The 19604-nt window shown below is 45.8% G+C and carries 11 protein-coding genes; 2 read left to right on the top strand and 9 right to left on the bottom strand.

Going from position 1 to position 19604, the window contains the following annotated elements; translation table 11 throughout:
• Positions 1–188 precede the first annotated feature (188 nt).
• Both AC6CIF_RS12250 and AC6CIF_RS12245 read left to right on the top strand, forming a co-directional pair.
• Positions 189–1943, top strand: coding sequence for a methyl-accepting chemotaxis protein (locus AC6CIF_RS12250; protein WP_498199838.1), 1755 nt, complete (start codon positions 189–191; stop codon positions 1941–1943).
• Positions 1888–2223 (top strand): GNAT family N-acetyltransferase, encoded by a 336-nt coding sequence (locus AC6CIF_RS12245; RefSeq protein ID WP_498199837.1) that lies wholly within the window; start codon positions 1888–1890, stop codon positions 2221–2223. Before AC6CIF_RS12250 ends, AC6CIF_RS12245 begins: the two co-directional genes overlap by 56 nt.
• A 99-nt stretch (positions 2224–2322) precedes the next feature.
• Here the strand turns inward: AC6CIF_RS12245 and AC6CIF_RS12240 are convergent, their stop codons facing one another.
• The 9 genes from AC6CIF_RS12240 to AC6CIF_RS12200 all read right to left on the bottom strand — a co-directional run bounded on the left by AC6CIF_RS12240 (position 2323) and on the right by AC6CIF_RS12200 (position 19345).
• Positions 2323–3993, bottom strand: coding sequence for a glycoside hydrolase family 13 protein (locus tag AC6CIF_RS12240; RefSeq protein WP_498199836.1), 1671 nt, complete (start codon positions 3991–3993; stop codon positions 2323–2325).
• Positions 3994–4045: 52 nt separating this feature from the next.
• Complete coding sequence (locus AC6CIF_RS12235) at positions 4046–5674, bottom strand: glycoside hydrolase family 13 protein (RefSeq protein WP_498199835.1); 1629 nt, start codon at positions 5672–5674, stop codon at positions 4046–4048.
• Positions 5675–5696: 22 nt separating this feature from the next.
• The gene (locus tag AC6CIF_RS12230; RefSeq protein WP_100527586.1) at positions 5697–6590 is read right to left on the bottom strand and encodes a carbohydrate ABC transporter permease; all 894 of its coding nucleotides are present in this window, start codon (positions 6588–6590) and stop codon (positions 5697–5699) included.
• A 13-nt stretch (positions 6591–6603) separates the two neighbouring features.
• Positions 6604–7518, bottom strand: coding sequence for an ABC transporter permease (locus tag AC6CIF_RS12225; RefSeq protein WP_047843154.1), 915 nt, complete (start codon positions 7516–7518; stop codon positions 6604–6606).
• A 62-nt stretch (positions 7519–7580) separates the two neighbouring features.
• On the bottom strand, positions 7581–7721 hold the full coding sequence (locus AC6CIF_RS12220) for a hypothetical protein (RefSeq protein WP_498199834.1): 141 nt from the start codon (positions 7719–7721) through the stop codon (positions 7581–7583).
• Positions 7722–7736: 15 nt separating this feature from the next.
• Positions 7737–9317 (bottom strand): type 2 periplasmic-binding domain-containing protein, encoded by a 1581-nt coding sequence (locus AC6CIF_RS12215; protein WP_498199833.1) that lies wholly within the window; start codon positions 9315–9317, stop codon positions 7737–7739.
• A 249-nt stretch (positions 9318–9566) separates the two neighbouring features.
• Entirely contained in the window at positions 9567–10973 is a 1407-nt protein-coding gene (locus tag AC6CIF_RS12210) for a response regulator transcription factor (RefSeq protein WP_498199832.1), read from the bottom strand.
• Complete coding sequence (locus tag AC6CIF_RS12205) at positions 10970–12682, bottom strand: sensor histidine kinase (protein WP_498199831.1); 1713 nt, start codon at positions 12680–12682, stop codon at positions 10970–10972. Before AC6CIF_RS12205 ends, AC6CIF_RS12210 begins: the two co-directional genes overlap by 4 nt.
• 276 nt (positions 12683–12958) lie before the next feature.
• Positions 12959–19345 (bottom strand): rhamnogalacturonan lyase family protein, encoded by a 6387-nt coding sequence (locus tag AC6CIF_RS12200; protein ID WP_498199830.1) that lies wholly within the window; start codon positions 19343–19345, stop codon positions 12959–12961.
• Positions 19346–19604: the final 259 nt, after the last annotated feature.

Here is a 19604-nt window from a genome sequence, read left to right as displayed (position 1 = left end):
TTCTTGATGCAAAGTAACTTCTACATTCGGTTTGAGTGCACTGGTACCACAAATGATCACATTCCCCTACGTATATGTATATACAAATTTAGTGTTAGTCTTCATTTCCCCCTTCAATATTACGATAAATAGTATGGGGTTATATGGATAACCCTATTTACTTTATTACATCCAAGGGGGAACAGGATTTGAGAAAGACTTACCAAAAAAAGATGGATTTAAGGTTCAAACTGTATTTGATTATTCTGGTTCCGCTACTGGCTATGGGCGGTCTAATCATATGGGCCACCATCGACTCCAGTGAAAATGCATCACTAATGACCATGCAGCATAACAATCAGCAGCTGGCTGTGAATACTGCCTCTCAACTAGGTCAGGAGTCGGAATTAATTAAGACATTATCTTCTACTGCTTCAGAGGAGAGCAACGAATATAAAAGTCTTAGGGACGAACTCGTTAAAGTTAGGCTTCAATCGGGAGCCTTGTATGTTTATATGTATAACAAAACTTCGGACGGGTGGATCTACACCGTGGATGGAGCGGATTGGAATGATACAGAGTATAGTCCTTACGGCACTGCAATGGAATTCAATCCCCAGATTCAAGAACGCTTGTTACGCGGTGAAGTCGTCACAACAGGCATTGTAGATGATCCAACCTGGGGACAGCTATTGTCCTCCTTTACACCAATCAAGGATTCGCAAGGTACTGTCATTGGCTATCTGGGCATTGATATTTCTGCTGGAGCAGTGAATCAAGTCTCGGCGACATCCGTGAATAATGCTTATCAGACGATTATCCCGATTTTTGTGGTTGTACTGATTCTTTCTTTGGTCATGATGTTATTCGTAGTACGAGGTATTCTTAGACAAGTACGCGATATTAAGTCAAGCCTTGAGCAGGTTGCTGATGGGAATCTCAAAGTTGTATCCACACATATGTCCAATGATCAACTCGGTGACATCAGTGATTTGATTAACATCATGGTTGCCCAATTGACGAACATTCTGATGGGAATACAGCAAGGATCAAATACGTTGCAGCAGTCATCAAAAGATATTTCGGAAACCGCTCAGACGAACCAGCGTCAGAGCGAAGAACTTTCCAGAGCGATTGAGGAAATTGCCATAGGTTCAATGAAACAGGCTGAAGAGACAGAACACTCCGTCCAGCACTCAGAGAATCTCGGCAAAATAATGGATGAAGTAGGTTCATATGTGAAACAGTTTACTTATACTTCAGAGCAGCTATCTTCTGTCCAAGTACAAGTTACACGTGAACATGAGGTTCTGCTTGAGAAGGGCCGAGAGAATGCCAAGCGTGTTGAGCATCAACAGGATATTTCCAGGTCTCTGACGACTCAATCCGAACTCGCTTCCTCTATTAGCGGTCAAATTCACAACATTTTAAAACAAACCCAAATACTATCCCTAAATGCTTCAATTGAAGCAGCACGAGCTGGAGAAGCGGGTAAAGGCTTTGCAGTCGTTGCTGGTGAAATGGGACAGCTCGCTCAACAATCCGAACGTTCGATCCAGGAGATTGATGAGATCCTGGGTTCATTTGTTCAAGAGATACATCGGATGGGCAGTCATTTTGATGCAAATATGGTAGCTGTTAAGGAACAGGAGAAACAGATCGCTGATTGTCTCCAGGCATTTGGACAGGTTAACCGCTTATCGACCGAAGTGCATGAGTTGGCTCAGAGTTTAGACAGCCGGACGATGGATATGCACTCTATTCGTCAGGAGCTGGAACAGAACCTCAGTTATATTGCTTCCGCAACCGAGGAAACTTCAGCCATGGCCGAGGAAGTCACGGCTAGTGCTGTGGAACAGCAACGGTCGGCGAGCGAACTGTCGAACATCTCCGGGGAACTCGCTGGTCTTGCAAGCAACCTCAAATCATATTCCGATCAATTTCAGATCAAAGTCACTAAATAATTCCCAATCCCAACATGAACCTGCCAATAAAAGATTTCTTATTCAAGATAACGATGATATTGCTGCGGTGATGACCTATGTAATCTCGAGTCCAGAGCTATACATCATTGATCACACTTTGGTGGAAAATGCTTACCGAGGACAAGGGCTTGGCGATGAACTTATCAAAGCGATGGTGGAATACGCGCGGGAAAACGGTATTAAGATTTTACCTCTATGCCCTTTTGCCAAGGGGCGTTTTGAACGTATCTCCGAATACGCTGACGTTCTCCATCAATAAAACGAATATTCGCAGTTGATTTTAAGGTGGTTACACAACAATAAAAGGCGTCTATATCATTTTCTGAATGATATAGGCGCCTTTTTACTTTTACGTATCCTACTTTACTTTATCGCTTAATCCAACAATGGTTTCAAACGGTCGCAACACCAGTGGCAGCAAGCCATTCTCATAGTTGGTAAGCCAGGTCTCTGAGAAGTTGCGGCCAAGCTCATCTTCCTCAAGCTCCACCATGTGTTCAGAAAGATTGATGACTACCAGCACCTGTTGGTCTGCCAGTGTACGTGTATATGCATATACACTCGGATGATCCGGCATAAGGAGCTCATAGATCCCATAAGTCAGCGTATCGTGCTCTTTTCGCAGCTGAATCATTTGTTTATAAAATTGAAGAATGGAACGTGGTTCCTGGAGTTGTTTCTCTACATTAATATTGATGTAATTGTCATTCACTTTCAGCCATGGCATACCACTGGAAAACCCCGCCTCTTTGGCCGAGGACCATTGCATCGGCGTTCTGGAGTTATCGCGACTCGAAGCCCAGATGATGTTCATGATCTCCTCATGTGACATCCCCTCTTCACGTTTGATCTGATATAAATTCCGATCGGCTATGTCGTTATAATCCGCTATGGAAGGGTAAGCCACGTTTGTCATGCCTATCTCTTGCCCCTGATATATGAAAGGTGTGCCTTGCATGAAAAAGTACATGGCTCCAAGCGCTGTGGCACTTTCATACCAATACTCCGTATCATTTCCCCAAGTTGAAACTTTGCGAGGCTGATCATGATTTTCAATAAACAAAGCATTCCAACCTACGCCTTCCAGTGATTTTTGCCACTTGGTCAAGACGTTTTTCAATTTGGGAACATCCAGTTGCCTGTCTGTGCTGTTTTTCCAAAGGTCCAGGTGTTCAAATTGAAAGACCATATTAAATTTCCCTCTGACTTCACAGATCCAATCCAGCAGATCTTCTTGGTCCTCTACTTTAACTCCATTTGCTTCCCCAACAGTCACGACGTCATATCTGGATAATGTGTTCTCTTTCATTTCTTGCAGATAACTCTGGATTCCCTTCACATTCATATGCTTTTCAAAAGAAGAGACGTATTTGACACCTTCTCGGATTGGCATATCCAAGAGGCCCTCTTCTTTGTGAATATGGCTGATTGCATCCACACGGAAACCATCAATCCCTTTATCCAGCCACCAATTCATCATTTCATAAATGGATTTCCGAACTTCCTGATTTGCCCAATTCAAATCCGGTTGTTTTTTGGAGAACAGATGGAGATAGTACTGTCCGGAGACTTCATCATATTCCCATGCAGAACCGCCAAAGATGCTCTCCCAGTTATTCGGTTCGTCTCCATTCTTCCCATCTCTCCAGATGTACCAATCTCGTTTGGGATTATCCAGTGAAGCTCTGGATTCAATAAACCACGGGTGTTCGTCACTTGTATGATTGATCACCAAGTCCATAATGAGTTTCATGCCGCGGTGATGCACTTCATGCAGTAATTGATCAAAGTCCGCCATCGTGCCGAATTCATCCATAATGGAACAGTAATCGCTGATGTCATAACCATTATCGTCGTTGGGTGACTTATACATCGGACAGATCCATATCAGATCAATACCGAGATCTTGAATATAATCCAGTTTAGATATGATCCCCTGGATGTCACCAACTCCATCTCCGTTGGAATCCATAAAACTTCTCGGATAGATTTGATAAGCTACTGCTTCTTTCCACCATACTCTTTTCATTGAATACAATCCTTCTTTCTTGAGAACTGAACATTATATAACGTATTATGCTTTAATCATGGATAAGGTACATTCTTGCTTCATATGGACGTAATTCGCTCTCCGAGAGTTCACCTGTATAGTTAGCTGTCAAAAGCTGATAGGACCCTGTTAATTGCTCCTGAAGCGAAAGTTCTGTCGTATATCCCTGGAAATTGCATACAACAAGAATTGTCGTACTATTCAACGTTCGGGTATAAGCAAACACGTCTGGGTTCTCTGGAAAGATCAGCTCATAATCACCATATACAATGACTTCATGATCTTTTCTGAGTTGGATTAACTTCCGGTAATAATGGAATATGGATTCAGGGTTATTCAAACTTTCCTCGGCATGGATATGCTTATAATTTGGGTTCACTTTAATCCAAGGTTCCCCTTGTGTAAAACCCGAGTTATCGGAAGTATCCCATTGCATAGGTGTGCGTGCATTATCGCGGCCCTTGGCGTAGATCGACTCCATCGCGCTTTGTTCAGGATAACCTTTCTCCATTCTTTCCTTATAAAAGTTGAGCAATTCAATATCCCGATAATCCTCGATCGCATATTGAACATTCGTCATACCCAGCTCTTCACCCTGATATATGTAAGGCGTACCTTGCATGCCATGAAGAAGGGTAGCCAACATTTTAGCCGATTCAACTCTGAATTCTCCATCATTTCCCCAACGTGATACGATACGTGGCAAATCGTGGTTGTTCCAGAACAGACTGTTCCAGGCATCACCCTTGAGCTCCGTTTGCCACTTGGATAGCACTTTTTTTAATGCCATCACATCCAAAGGTTTAAGATCCCACTTTCCTTTGCCTTCTTGTTCATCCAAACCGATGTGTTCAAATTGGAAGACCATTGAAAACTCGCTTCCGTCCGGGTTGCTGTATAGCTTGGCGATTTCCGGAGTCGCGCCCCATGTTTCTCCAACCGTCAGCAGATCTTCCGCTTTTTGAAACGTCTCCTTGCTCAGTTCCCTGATGTATTTATGCAGATTAGGCCCGTTTCCCGTAATCTTCAAATCCGGTTCTTTGCCAATTAAGTCGATCACGTCAAGTCGAAAACCACCAATACCTTTATCAATCCACCAATTGATCATGTTATATATCTCCTGCCGGACTTTGGGGTTTTCCCAGTTGAGATCTGGCTGTTTTACGGAAAATAGATGCAAATAATATTGCCCGATCTCAGGCACCCATTCCCAGGCTGAACCACCAAAGGTGGACCCCAGGTCGTTTGGAGGCGTTCCTTCAACACCATCTCTCCAGACGTAGTAGTCATGGTACGGATTGTCTTTGCCTTTTTTGGCTTCTTGGAACCAGGGGTGTTCATCCGAGGTATGGTTCAACACCAAATCCATAATGATCCGGATCTCTCGTTTCCCGGCTTCATCAATTAATGTTTCCATATCTTCCAAGGACCCAAACATCGGATCGATATCCTGATAATCTGAAATATCATATCCGTAATCATCTTGAGGAGACTTGCACACGGGTGATAACCAGATCGCACCGATGCCGAGTTGCTGCAAATAATCCAATCGTGACACAATGCCCTTCAAGTCTCCAATGCCATCCCCGTTTCGATCTTGAAAGCTGCGTGGATATATCTGATATACAACGGTTTCTTTCCACCATTTTTTATTTTCCATGTTCCATTCAACCTCTCTAATGTTATTCTTTGACCGATCCTACGACAATGCCCGTCACAAAGTATTTTTGCAGCAAGGGATAAATCAGCAATAGCGGGATAACAGCGACTACGATTTTGGCTGCATTCAGGTTTTTGTTCGAAATTTCAGTCAGGTTACTGAGTTCACTGGAATTGGTGCCGGCTTGAAGCAAATCAGCAATATTCACGTTAAGGGACTGAATATAGGTCATTAACGGATAATTACTCACTTTGGTCATATAGATCAACCCGCCGAAAAAGTCATTCCACGTACCCACGATACTGAATAAGGCGACTGTCGCCAGTGCAGGAATGGATACGGGAACATACACTTTGAACAAGACCTGGAGCGGATTGGCCCCATCGATGAATGCTGCTTCTTCAAGCGCTTTAGGTACAGCGGAGAAGAAATTCATCACGAGAATGACACTGAATATCGGGACAGCGCCTGGCAGAACAAGTGCCCAGATCGTATTCAGCATATCCAGGTTTTTGATCAGCAGGTAACTGGGAATCATGCCTCCACTGAACAACATGGCAAAAATCATGATATTCATATAAATGTTTCTGCCTTTAAAATCTCTTTTTGATTTGGATAGTGGATAAGCCATTAAAATAATCAGAATCATGTTGAGCACAAGAGCTAGCGCAACACGTAGAACGGATATACCAAAGGAGCGCCAGAACTGTGCATCTTCGATAATTTTGGTATACGCTGCTGTTGTGAAATTAACTGGAACGAGACCTACTGCGTTGGCGGATACCGCCTCGCTGCTGCTGAATGAAATGGCAACGATATTCCATAACGGAAGAAGGCAGACCAATGCCAGCATGATGACGATGGCATAGATGGCAAACCGGCCAATTCGATCTTTTAAGTTTGCAGAATAGGACACAGGTTTGGCCTCCTTAGAATATTTTTCGGTCCGTATATTTTTTGGCCAACTGGTTGGCAGACATGAGCAAAACAATACCGATAACGGACTTGAACAAACCAACAGCTGTACCGAAGCTATACTGTCGCCCAACGAGACCGATTCGATAGACATAGGTATCCAGAATGTCGCCCGACTCATAGACAACCGGGTTATACAGATTATAGACTTGATCGAAACCGGCGCTCAAAATGTTGGTCAGGCTCATTACGCCCATGAGCAGAATAATAGGCAGCATGCCTGGCAATGTAATATGCCACACTTTTCTCCACCAACTGGCTCCATCCATTCCTGCTGCTTCATAAAGACCGGGATCAATCGACGTAATCGCAGCCAAATAAACGATGGAACTGTAACCAAACTCTTTCCATACGTCTGTACCGATAATCAGTGGCTGGAACCAGGTGTTGCTGCCAAGGAAATTAATATTTTCGAGGCCAAAGAACGCCAACATTTGATTCACAATGCCATCCAAACTGAACATGTTGACAACAACCGATGCCAGTACAACCCAGGATAGAAAGTGTGGCAGATAAACAATCGTCTGCACGGATTTTTTAACGTATTTGATCCGAATTTCATTTAATAAAACGGAAAAAATGATGGCCATCATCGTTCCGAGCAGAATCTTGCCAATCGCAATCACCAACGTATTGCTGACGACCTGCGCGATATCCGGCAGCTTGAACATATACATAAAATGCTTCAGGCCTACAAATTCGGAGCCAAACATGCCTTTGGCCGGTATATAGTCCTGAAACGCCGTAATGATGCCGACCATTGGAACATAGCTGAATACAAGCAAAAACAAAATGCCCGGCAGCATCATCATATGGTACATGGCACCTGGGCCGAGCCGCCCTCTCGCTTTCCAATTCCCCTGTTTCATGGATGAACCCCTTTCGTTGAAGAAAGGCTGCGTATCGCAGCCCTGCTACTGTTCATGGATGTCTATTGTTTCGATGTGATCTCGTCTTCAATTTCCTGAATGACTTGATCACCACCTTGTTTCTTCCAATTGCTGACGAATGTATCGAAGTAATCGAGCGGTTCTGAACCCGTTATGATTTTGATAAACGATTCCTGTTCCAACTTTGTCAGATTGGCTCACGTCTGTTTCATGCTTGGTGTAGTGCCAGAGAAAGCAGGTGTCATCCATACAAATTTGTTTTCTTGTGTCAGTTTGTCGATCAGTCCAACTCCGTTGATCCGCGAATGATATTTTGACCAAGCAGTCACATCATCCGTATCCATGTCGCTCAAATACGTTTTGATGCTTCCGATGTTGTTTTTCGATTCGGTTGTGCGAACCTCATCTAGGCTGATCTCTCCTTTAATCCCGCGAACAACGTCAGAGTAATCATCCAGCAGCGATGTAGCCGAGTTGACTTCGATATTAAAAGGTCTCGTAGATCCGTCTACCCCGGTCTCCTGATATTTGGCAGCTTCCGGCATGGTTGTTGCGGCATCTTTATCATTGGCCAGTTTATCGTAGAACAGGTTAAGAATCTTAACGGCCAGTTCAGGGTGTTCATAACCCTTTCTCACCACGATAAACTGATTGGATGGATTGGCATGCGCCACGTTGACCTTGCCGTCTGCATCTTCCAGCGTATAAGCCGAGAATTTCGCATTTTTATCCATCTGTTTTGCACTGATCAGTCCCCAGTCAGGGATATGCCACGGTCCAAAGGCAATACCGCTTTGGCCATTGGCGTAGAGTGCGGTAATATCATCAAACGTGCGGGTTCCGAATTGCGGGTCGATAATGCCATTCTTGAACCAATCCGCCATGGTACCCAGCATTTTCTTCGTTTCTTCTGTTGTGGAACCATACACGATTTTGCCGTCTTCACCATTCATCCAATATTGCGGGAAGGCTCCCTCGGTTGAGGCCACACCCAGCATCGTATAAGCAGAGCCATTATAATCTGTTGTATTCATCGTGTTCACAAATGGAATACCTACCGGGTTCCCGGATTGACCAGGATCTCTTTTCAGGAATTCCAGTGCTGTTTGCTCCACCTCATTCAGCGAAATGGCACCGTCTCCGTCTGCATCCAGTTGAATCCCCAGCAGATCCAGCCAATCTTGACGAACCCAAACCATCGTTGGCGCGGAATCCAGGGAAGTCGCCGGAAGGCCCATCAAACGTCCATCGATTGTTGCATTTTCTAATGCACGTCCATCATAGGAATCGTACATCTGCTTGATATTATCCGTAGCATATTGATCGTAAATGGCAGTCAGATCCTCAATCAGGTCGTTATCCACCAGCTCTTTCAGTTCATCTTTGGAATCAACACGCATCATGTCAGGCAATTCCCCGGATGCGATGGCGAGCGAAACTTGACGACTATAATCTTCGCCATTGGCTTCAAATTGGTCTGTAATCTGAGCGTTAAACGTGTCTTTGACCAGCCGAGTATATGCATTGTTCTCATAGGTATCACCAGCCGGCAGTTTTGGATTGGCTGTGGTTACCCGTCCCATGGTTACGGTGATTTCGTCTTTATAGGCACTGAACGGATCTCCCGGCGTTACCTCATATTTGCCTGCTTCCTCTGCTGTAGGAGGGGTGGAAGTGCCTCCACATGCCGCTAGGGCTGCAACCATCAAGGCGGACATGGACAGCACGGCCAGACGCTTTGTCACCCGTTTGCTTTTCATAGACCATTTTGTTCTCATCTAGTTCGATTCCCCTTTATTCTGATGTTCAATATTTGTTTGCGCTTTCATTATAAAATGAAGTGAAGGCCAATCGAGATAGGGATTACACGTCCGTTTGGATAGAGAAATGGTTACAGTTTTCAGTCCGTATGATGAAGTATGGTTAACTTGTGATCATTTACCCTACCTACTGACCAACATTTGTCTATCTACCCCTCTTCTCGATCAAAAACAAAAGCCGCAGCTCCTAAAACAGGAGACTGTCGGCTATTTATTTCCTCTACCTAGCTGCCGATATTCGCTTGGCAGAAGACCTGTCAGTTCGCGGAAAATCCGGCTGAAATATTTTTCATCCGAATAACCCACTCGCTCCGCAATCCAGAAAATCGTATTATTCGTATTGAGCAAGTACTCTTTGGATTTCTCTACCCGGATGAAGCGGGAGTACTCATTAAAGGTTTTCCCCATCAAATCTTTGAAACATTGACTGAAATAACTTCGGCTGATGTTGAGTTGTTGGGAGAGACCTGAAGCTGTATAGGCCTGCTCCAAATCATGCTGCACGATCATCACTGCTTTTTTCACGGCATCAATGATTTCCTGTGAATATGAAGTCTGTTCATCAGCCTTTCGAATGCTTGCAGCAATCTGTTTGATCCATTCTTCAACCTCGTACCAGGACTCGAAAGAATGGATCATCGAGATTCTTCCAAGCGTAGTTTGGGCAAAAATACGGTTCCATTCCATCACGATTGAGTACAGCAATCCCATCAACTGACCTTTATGTAATCGTAAGGATATAAACTGGTCAATGAGTTGATTGTAGTAACTGTCATGGTGGGTCCATGGGGTTTGGAACCAACTTTGTTTAATCCGGTCAAGGTCCTCATCCTGCGGTTCTTTTGAAAATGTATCTTCCTCATTCATGGAAATGGAAATGACTTGGTTATTGGGATTGTACGCATAGAATAAAGTCGTCTCTGTATAATTCCTAATCCAGTTTTTGATTTGAGACCATGTTCGCTCTTGTACATCAGACAAAACCAACAACGTACTTTGGGGAACTTGATGCAAGCATTCCTTCAATTGATGAAATAGTTGATCCTCTTCGGACGAGGGTGCAGCCCACATGCAGCTATGACGCTCAACCTCCCACCTTATCTCATCTTCATGCGCAGTTAGCTGCGTTGGCCACTTATGCTCTGATTTACGATCCTGTGAAACAAGTGCATACACATTTCGATAATGGACATTGATTTCATCCTGCGAAGGCATCTTTCTTATCGTGTTTGTCAACCCGCTAATTCGGGTATGTATCCGTTGCAGAACATGTTCGAACTGCTCTTTCTCCAGCTGCACTTTGGCTATATAATCGATGGCTCCGAGTCTTAGCGCTTCCTGGATATAATCGAAATCCTGATGCAGTGTTAACACAACGATATGAAGTTCGGGATAGAGCTGCCTCGCAGCTCGCATCAGTTCAATCCCTGACATGACGGGCATCGCAAGATCCGTTAGCATCAGATCGACCGGTTGGGATTTTAGAAAATCCAGTGCTTTCAACCCGTTGCTTGCTTCTCCTACAACCTCCATGTCGAACTCGTTCCATGGCATCGCAGAGCTAATGCCTTTGCGTACCAGCTTATCATCATCTACAATCAATACCTTAATCATGCCGAGATATCTTCTCCTTTAATAGGCAATACGAGCAGTATGCTTGTCCCTGTTCCCAATTCACTCTCGATCACCAGTTGTGCTTGGTCCCCGTACTGTGCTTTCAACATGCGGTGAACGTAATTGAGTCCGATGCCCATCCCTACTTTTTGTTGTTCAGCTTCACGATTGTTCAGCAGATTATGAATGGTTTCCTCCGTCATACCTGCGCCATTATCTTGTATCATAATGTTCAACGTTGAAGTGCATGTCACTTCAATCTGAATAAAACCTTCGTCACTCAATCCATGATATAACGAATTTTCAACCAGCGGTTGCAGAATAAAGCGGGGCACAGGAATTTGAAGTACTTGTTCATCTGCCGTAATGCGGACGTCAAATTCAAAGTCATAGCGAATTTGCTGCAAAATCAGATACTGTCTTAACGCATCAATCTCTTCTTCCATTGTAGATACTTGCCCTAATTTGCCCAGATTGTAATAGAGTAGCTTGTTCAAAGACTGCACCAGCTTGTCGATCTCCCCTTGTCCGTTCATGACGGCAAGCCAGTGCACCGTATCCAGCGTATTCATCAGAAAGTGCGGGTTGATCTGATAGAGCAGTTTTTCCACTTCCAGGTCTGCACGTATCTTTTCTTTCTGCTGAACTTCCTTGAAGAGGTCACCAATCTGATGCTGCATATTCGAAAATTCACCCAACAGAAAATCAAATTCAGGAATCTGAGTGCGAGCTCGGCTTCCTTTCGTTTGTGGATTCTTGGACATTCCATTGATCTCCGAATGAAACAAACCGAGTGGTTTGTAGACCATCTTCCATAGGAGCCAAGCGAGAAACACGGTAAAGCCGAGGAAAAATAAAGCGACCAGCAAAATTTGAAGCAACCACTGGTTTTTCTCCTGTTGATATTGAGACTGCGAAATGACCGATACGACACTCCATTTCTGTGAGGAATCCTCCTTGAACCAGTGATACCCGCGGGATATTCCGTCCTTGGCAGGATCGGCCGTTAAGCTGGTGAAATTCTCCCCTACCTTCATGGCTTCCGGTATTTCGCTGTACACAATGTTTCCTTCACCATCCAGGATGAGATGAGATAATGCGCCGTTGTATTGATTGTAACCCAAGATATCCTGTGTAAGGCGAAAGCCTGATTCTACGTAAATGAACACGTCGTTCCTCTCGGAAAGTTGTACTTTTCGCATAGCAGACAGAACGAGTTGATCATCAAATCGGTTCATACTCATGTGGGGGCCATAGTACTTAATGCCATAGGTTTGGAAGAGCACAGGCAGAGACTCAGGAGAGAAACGATCCTTGATTGGAAAGTTGCCGAACTGAGTAGTACCTTCTTTTTGAAAGTAATACAGGGTCAATCCGATATTAGGATTGGTGAAGGTGACAACACTTAACTCGTTCTTTAATTCGTCCCTGGCCTCAATCAGTTCGAAGATATCGGAGGACGGACTCAAGAATTCATCTAATCTTTTGCCTAAAGTACCCCTGTAAGATAATTGCTGCGTAACATGATTCAGATTGGTGATGGAGTTCTCCAATGAGGATGTCACCTGCTGTAAATTGCTACGGATGCCATCATCGATCTTATTTGCGAAAATGGAGTCGATCGTATAATAAGAAATCGCAAATATACTGATAAAGGGGATAAACGCACTGAGAAAGAACAGTAAAAAGATTCTTTTTTTAAGTGTCATGGGAAACCTATTCTCCTTCTGAAAATGAAACAGCAAGCCTCCTGCGTATGGAAGCTTGCTCTGAATATACATTCAAGCGGACACGCTGTCTGTATCCTGTCCAAGTCCAATTTCCTTTCATCATTATAGATTGATATTCAAATAAGTCAAACGCTTTCATACTGTGCATATATAAAAAGTGCTACTCCTCAAAATGATGAGGAATAGCACTTTTATATGCGTACCTTACTTCAGTTGTAATCACTTCTTGTTAATGGAATGCTCAAACATTTCAGTCTACTCTCGTACCGTCACATTTAATTTGTGTGATCTGGTTTCCCCTGAAGAATTACGAAGTACAGCTTCATACTCGTAGATTCCAGGTACCCTTCCAGAGATTGAGGTAACCGCAGACTGTGCACCAGGCGAATGTGATTGCAGCGATTGTGTGTCAATCAATACACCATTTTCGTAAAGTTCGTATTTGGTTGCGTTTGTTCCCCACCACAGATTCATGTTGACATTATAGTTGCCGTCACCGTCCCAGTTGTCGTTCGACAGAACGGCTTGCCCCGGGGAAGCATCCGTGACGATGACTGTCAGTGGAACACTCATGGTTGAACCCAGTGCATTGATCAATTCTCCAGTATAGATATAGGTGCCATTTTTCTTTCCAGTAATATCAACTTGAACAGATTGGGCGGATGGGGATTGATCGACCAGAGAAATTTCCTTAATCAATTCACCATTCTCATACAGCTTGAACTGATTGCCGTTATTCCCCCACCACAGATTCATCGTGATTGTAAAGTCTCCGTCTTTGAGCCCCGTATCGTAACCATTATTATCAGATAACACCGGAGTGCCAGGGGCACCGTTTGCAAGTGGCGTTGTCTGATGGAGCCATTCCTCCCACTTAATCAGCACACTTGCCTGTTCATCCGTAAATACGGTTCCTCTAGCTGCTTGAACGTCATTACCGTAGGATGCAAGCAATTGACGCGCTTTTGATCCTTCACGATCGTTTGCTGCCTGTTTGGCCTGCTCCAACGTGTTTGTGAGCTGATCAGCAAGAACACCAGCATTAGGATCGGTCGATTCATCCGCGAAGGCGTTGGTCAGATTGATCAGGCTGTCGAATGTAGCAATAACGCCAAAACGATATTCTACCGTCTGTTCCCAGCCAGCCAAATCGAAGACCGTTGCCGTAACCTGGTTCAGACCGGGTTCCAGTGTATACGCAGGAGTGTCGAGAAGCACACCCTCCGGTTTTTCCACACCGGATACCGAATCGGAGGCTGTATAGCCAATTTCCACATGCTGATCAATGGTGTACTCGGTTTGACCATGAATTTCAATGGTTGGAGGTACGAGATCAATGGATATGGACAAAGACTGTTCACTCTCTTTATTACCGTCAACATCGACGCTCCAGTAGGTGACGGTATGAGTACCCTCTTCAGTTAGGGTCAACTGAGTGCCACTCACCGTTTCGCCACCATTGATTTGATAATAGGTCGCTTCGATTTCGGAATCTTCATCGCTTGCTGTGAAGGTTACTTGTACTGGAGAAGTATACCAGTCGTTCTGCGATTCCCCTTCCACAGTTGCCGTAGTATGCGGGGCTTCCTGCTCCGGTGATTCCCCTTCAAGCGTGACAAAATCAGATAACGGTATATTCAAATCTTTTACAAGGCGTGCCACGAGTTCAGACACTTTGATTGCACCGTTCATTTGCAAATGTGTATTGTCTTCCGTAGTGCCTACCCACATGAATATCGATTTGGTTCCTTCTGTACCAAGCTCCTGGAAATGCTCCCAACTGGCCTGGTTCAGATCAATGATGAGTGTTTCCGTTTCCTGCGCCGTTTCTTTCATCGCCTGTACGTATTCCGGGAAGCTTTTGTTCAGCACTTCTCCGGTAAAATCACGACGATTCACTGGCGTGACCAGAACCGGAATTGCCCCTCTCTGCAGAGCACCGTTAATGTATTCTTTTAGATATACCTTAAATTGCTCTGGCGTAAGATAACGCTCTGGACGTGAAGGCGTGGAATCGTTATGAGACCACTGCATGAACAGATAATCGCCTTCATGAATGTCGAGTAAAATATCGTTGAGATATCCACCGACCAGGAAAGTTTTGCTGCTCAAACCTCCAACTGCCCGGTTATCAATACTGACTTCATTTGGATCAAAATATCCACCCAACGTTTCGCCCCAGCCCGCTTGCGGACGATAGTTCTCCGCGTAGTTGGCCACAGTGGAATCGCTGGCCAAATAAATAACCGGTTTATCGCTTGCACTGTGATCTGGCAGGCGCTCCAGCTTCAGCGCATTGATCTTCGGTGCATTTCCGGTAAAGTTGAAGTTAAACACCCCATCGATCAGGGCAACGTCATACGTGATTTCTTTGAATTCGTCCTTGGCAATGCTTGTAAGCGGCAGCTTTGTCATCTGCTCTACAACAACATTTGCGCTGGTTGATTCCTCCGCATCCCCGATGGTCATCGTTACTCGGTAATTGGCCGGTTCCATCTCCGCTAGGAAGGAGGTACCGTTTACTCGTGTGAAATCTTCCTTGAGCAAATCTCCGGTTGCCCGGTTCTCATCTTTGGTCAGCGCAGTATCGGCAAAGCCGTACCCGTTGCCTTCGATGTACGCTCTTTTGGCATCTACCTTGATGTATCCGTCAGCTGCGACGCCAGAACCAAAATCAAATTTATATTCGCTTATCTCTTCGCTCGGTTCACTTGTCAATGAATCCTTCGCAACAGTTAACATGTTAAACGCATGGTCAACTTTAGCTTGGGTGGCTTCCGTATTGAATACAGCTTCGGCTGCTGACAAAGCCCGGTTCACCACGGTTTTCGATGCTTCTGTATAATTCGACAGATCAAGTGCTTTGATCTCATCGTACAGAGCGATTAAGGCAGTCTGATCTCCGCCCTCCGAAGGAAGCTGAGTGCCTTCAATCCGCACGTTGTCGATCTGGGTAGTCCAGTTCAACGTGCCTCCACCGCCTTTTCTCGTCCCCAGGAACCGCATGGCTCTGACGTTGTCTGCATATACGCCGGAACTCAGCGAGAGATCTGCAATCGTTTGTGTAACTGTCGGATCCGCCACATTCGTTAATGTCAGATCCAGTGTTTTCTTGGCAAAATTAATGGTTGCATCCACATTGACCCACTGGTTTTTGGAAATCTCTGTAGCCGTTCCCCCTTCGGGTATAGCTGTATCACCCGTGCCGTAGTCCGGATTATATGCACCGATATAATAATGAATTTTGGTGCTTCCGGTTTTGGTAAACAGCGTGAACAGGGCATTTTCGTTGGAATCCTGGACCGTGAGATGACCTTCTGATGGATAGGCACTCACATTACCGGATTGCCAGTCAAAGTTCACGTTCACCTGATCGCCGTTTACGGCATCGAACAGACGGAATACTTTGGCCCGATTGCCTGAACCTGACCCCGCGACGGACAGCACCTTATTTCCTGACTGTTCAACAACGGTTCCCGTCATGGTTCCTCCAATACCTGTGGCATTGACCATCGCATACTGGTAACCGGCAGCGTCGCCTTCAAAATCCTCCTCATAGAGCTGGGCTTCCGGCTCTGGTTCTGGCTCGGAAATATCCGGGTCGATGACCAGCGATGAAATGCTCAGCTCCATGTCTTTGACTGCACCAGCAACGAGTCCGGCAATTTTCTGTGCACCATAGCTGCTGAAATGGGTATTATCGTTGATCCCATTCGGGTATTTTGGATATTCACCCGGATTAGCATATAGGAACACTTTTTCCGTAGCTGTATTGCCAATTTTGTCGTAGTAAGCAATACTCAACTTGCTGAGATCAATCAGCGGCACATCCTGCTCTTCCGCCACTTCTTTGGCGGCCTGCACATAGGCAGGGAAACTGACGTTGAATTCCTGAGTCACCGTATTGAAATCTCTGCGCCCAACCGGAGTGAGCAATACAGGTGTAGCGCCCCGCTGTTTCGCACCGTTTACATAACGAGCCAAGTAAATCTTATAATCCTCCGGTGATGCATACCGGTCCGGTATCCCTGCACTGGCGTCATTATGACCAAAGGAAATGAAGAAGAAGTCCCCTGGCTTAATACGCTGCAGGATTGTATCGAGACGACCGTCTACCATAAAAGATTTACTGCTTCGGCCGCCGATCGCATCGTTCACGATCACTGCCCCATTGGAGAAATAACGTCCGAACTGCTGGCCCCATCCTTCTTGAGGAGCCTGCATTTCACTGTACGATTGCATGGTTGAATCACCAGCCATATAGATCGTTGTTGCCGCACCGGCCGCTTTCTCCGGATATTTCTCGATGATGACGTCTTGGATGTCTATGGCTGTACCCGTAAAGAGAAGATCAAGCTGTCCATCCACCACAGCAATATCATAGGAATACTCCAGTGGTGCTCCTGCTGTCACATTGGTTACGGCGAGCTTCTGAACGAATTCGGATTTGACCCCGACGTTCGAGTCATGGGCATCATTGCCCAATCGTAGCGTCACCTTATAGTTGGCATTTGGCAGGTCAACAGCAAATGTCGTACCTGTCACAACCGAAACCTCGTTTACTCCTACGGTAACCCCGCTTGTATCCTTGAAGCCATATCCCGTCTCTTGTGTGTATAACGAGTCCTGTATAGCCGTATTTCCTGAAGCTGTTTCCGTACCAAAATCAAAGCGGTAAACCGGCTCCAGCATTTCTGCTTCGCGGGTCAATGCCAGATTGGCTTTAGGGAATGCTGTAGCTTCCGCTCCAAGATAAAAGCCCGTATGAGGCGGCTGGTTGTAGGATACATTTTGCCAGGCTACGCCAAGTCTGTACACAGGGTCTTGCATCAGCGTAGGGATGCGATAGTCTGAAGGAATGGTCGTTGTGTAGAGACGATACTCCGAACTATTTTCGCTCCGCAGCAGAAGCTCCTCACGCCAGTCGCCCAGAATGTCCGCCTGAAGTGCCGGATTGCCTTTGGTATGGTTGTTCGTTAACGTACCGGTCGCCCGGAAGATTTCATTCAGCTTTTTGTTTTGGTAATCCCACTTATAGATGAGCGGAATTCCTTTGGCTGTGCTATTATCCCACTCATGGTCAAACAGCTCCCGCTGAAGATCTCCATCCCACCAGATGGCAAAGTTGGCAGTTTTGGGCCCTTCGTCCACAGTGTAGATCGCCTCTCCGGCTGCTGAATAGGTATTGGTTACAGGTACACTTTGCCCGTTGGTAACGGTCGTGGCCCATGATTCGTAACCCGGATAGTTCGGATCAATGTCCGCCGACATCCCGCGACCGGTGTCGAAACCTGTTTCCTCACCCCAGAGGATTTCACCTGTTGCCGCATCGCGCATCTCCAGTCCGTATGCCGCATCCGAATGCTCGTGCACGCTTACGACCTGATAGCCCTCCCGGTTCGGATCAAGCTGGCCGGCGTGCATGGCGTCGCCGTGACCTAGTCCGGTGCTGTACAGCACGCTTCCGTCATCGTCTATGGCTAGGGCGCCAAACATGATTTCGTCCTTGCCGTCCTTGTCGACATCCAGCACACTTAGATTATGGTTGCCTTGTGATTCATATTGTGATCCTGCTTCGTTTGTGTCGAACGTCCAGCGCTTGACGAGTTCCCCACCAACATAATCATAAGCAACAAGCACAGTGCGGGTATAATAACCCCGGCTCATCACCACACTTGGCTTCGTGCCGTCCAGATAAGCGATGGCTCCAAGGAACCGGTCTACACGGTTGCCATAGCCGTCACCCCAATCGTTGACGTTGCCTCTTGGCGGATCATAATTCACGGTGGATACGGCCGCGCCAGTCTCACCGTCAAACAGCGTGAGATATTCCGGCCCAGACAGTATGTATCCGCCTTCGTTGCGATAATCCTTCGTACCGTCACCAATGATCGTGCCTTGGCCGTCCTTCGTGCCGTCTGCCGTTTTGACAACAACTTCGGCCTTTCCGTTGCCATCCAGGTCATACACCATTAACTGTGTATAATGCGCTCCGGCACGGATGTTCACGCCCAAGTCAATCCTCCACAGTTTCGTACCGTTCAGTTTGATGGCATCGATATACACATTGCCGGTATAACCGGCCTGCGAATTGTCTTTGGAATTGCTCGGACTCCACAGGAAGACAATTTCATATTCGCCATCACCGTCCAAGTCCGCTACGGAAGCGTCTCCTGCATAATAGGAGTAGGTTCCACCGTCCTTGGTCCGGCCGTCGGCCGGTTTATCGAGCGGAATAGGAAGATACTCGTTATGCCAGACCGATACAACCTCCGGCAGCATTTGCTCCTTGCCCGCAACGATGGTGGATATTTGGTACTGCGAGCTGTCGAAACCAGTGGTGTCCACATAGTTCGTCACATCGCTTATGGGCGATGCGTTCACTTTAGTTCCGTTTTTATATATATTGAAAGCGATATCATCTGGATCGTTGTTTAAATACCTCCAGCTTAAAAAAACGCCGTTGTCTACAAGAACCGCAACCAGACCCCGGTTAAGATATTCTGCTTGGCGACCCGGCAGGCTGTTTGATGATGACTCTGCACGCATCGGTGCCGGAGGAACAGCCAGTGAAATAACCATAAGGAGTGCTAAAAAAGATACAAACATCGATTTCTGGATGGAAACAGTTCTTCGGATCATTCGATTAACTCCTCCCACTATAAAGTAATGTTTTCGCCTGTTTTCTCGTCCATTCGTAGATTTACAACTTCGACATCTTGGCTTGATGGAGGAATATTGGTTCAGAACCAGATTTTTCTGTAATGACCGGTGACGGGAACAGAGCTTGGACTCCATTTTTTTATCCAAACTGTGGTCATACTTTGATCGCACAGTGGATCTCCACATCTCCCTCGGGGTTCACCCTCCCATGTCACGCGGGGTCATTGCCCTTACATTC

This window comes from Paenibacillus sp. GQ49 (genome assembly GCF_059759055.1).
This window is presented reverse-complemented; position numbering and strand designations above follow the sequence as displayed.

Bases quoted from the DNA above. Each gene is read 5' to 3' on its own strand.
- AC6CIF_RS12235 (WP_498199835.1), bottom strand. From the start codon at position 5,674: ATGGAAAATAAAAAATGGTGGAAAGAAACCGTTGTATATCAGATATAT.
- AC6CIF_RS12215 (WP_498199833.1), bottom strand. From the start codon at position 9,317: ATGAGAACAAAATGGTCTATGAAAAGCAAACGGGTGACAAAGCGTCTG.
- AC6CIF_RS12210 (WP_498199832.1), bottom strand. From the start codon at position 10,973: ATGATTAAGGTATTGATTGTAGATGATGATAAGCTGGTACGCAAAGGC.
- AC6CIF_RS12200 (WP_498199830.1), bottom strand. From the start codon at position 19,345: ATGATCCGAAGAACTGTTTCCATCCAGAAATCGATGTTTGTATCTTTT.
- AC6CIF_RS12205 (WP_498199831.1), bottom strand. From the start codon at position 12,682: ATGACACTTAAAAAAAGAATCTTTTTACTGTTCTTTCTCAGTGCGTTT.
- AC6CIF_RS12225 (WP_047843154.1), bottom strand. From the start codon at position 7,518: ATGAAACAGGGGAATTGGAAAGCGAGAGGGCGGCTCGGCCCAGGTGCC.
- AC6CIF_RS12240 (WP_498199836.1), bottom strand. From the start codon at position 3,993: ATGAAAAGAGTATGGTGGAAAGAAGCAGTAGCTTATCAAATCTATCCG.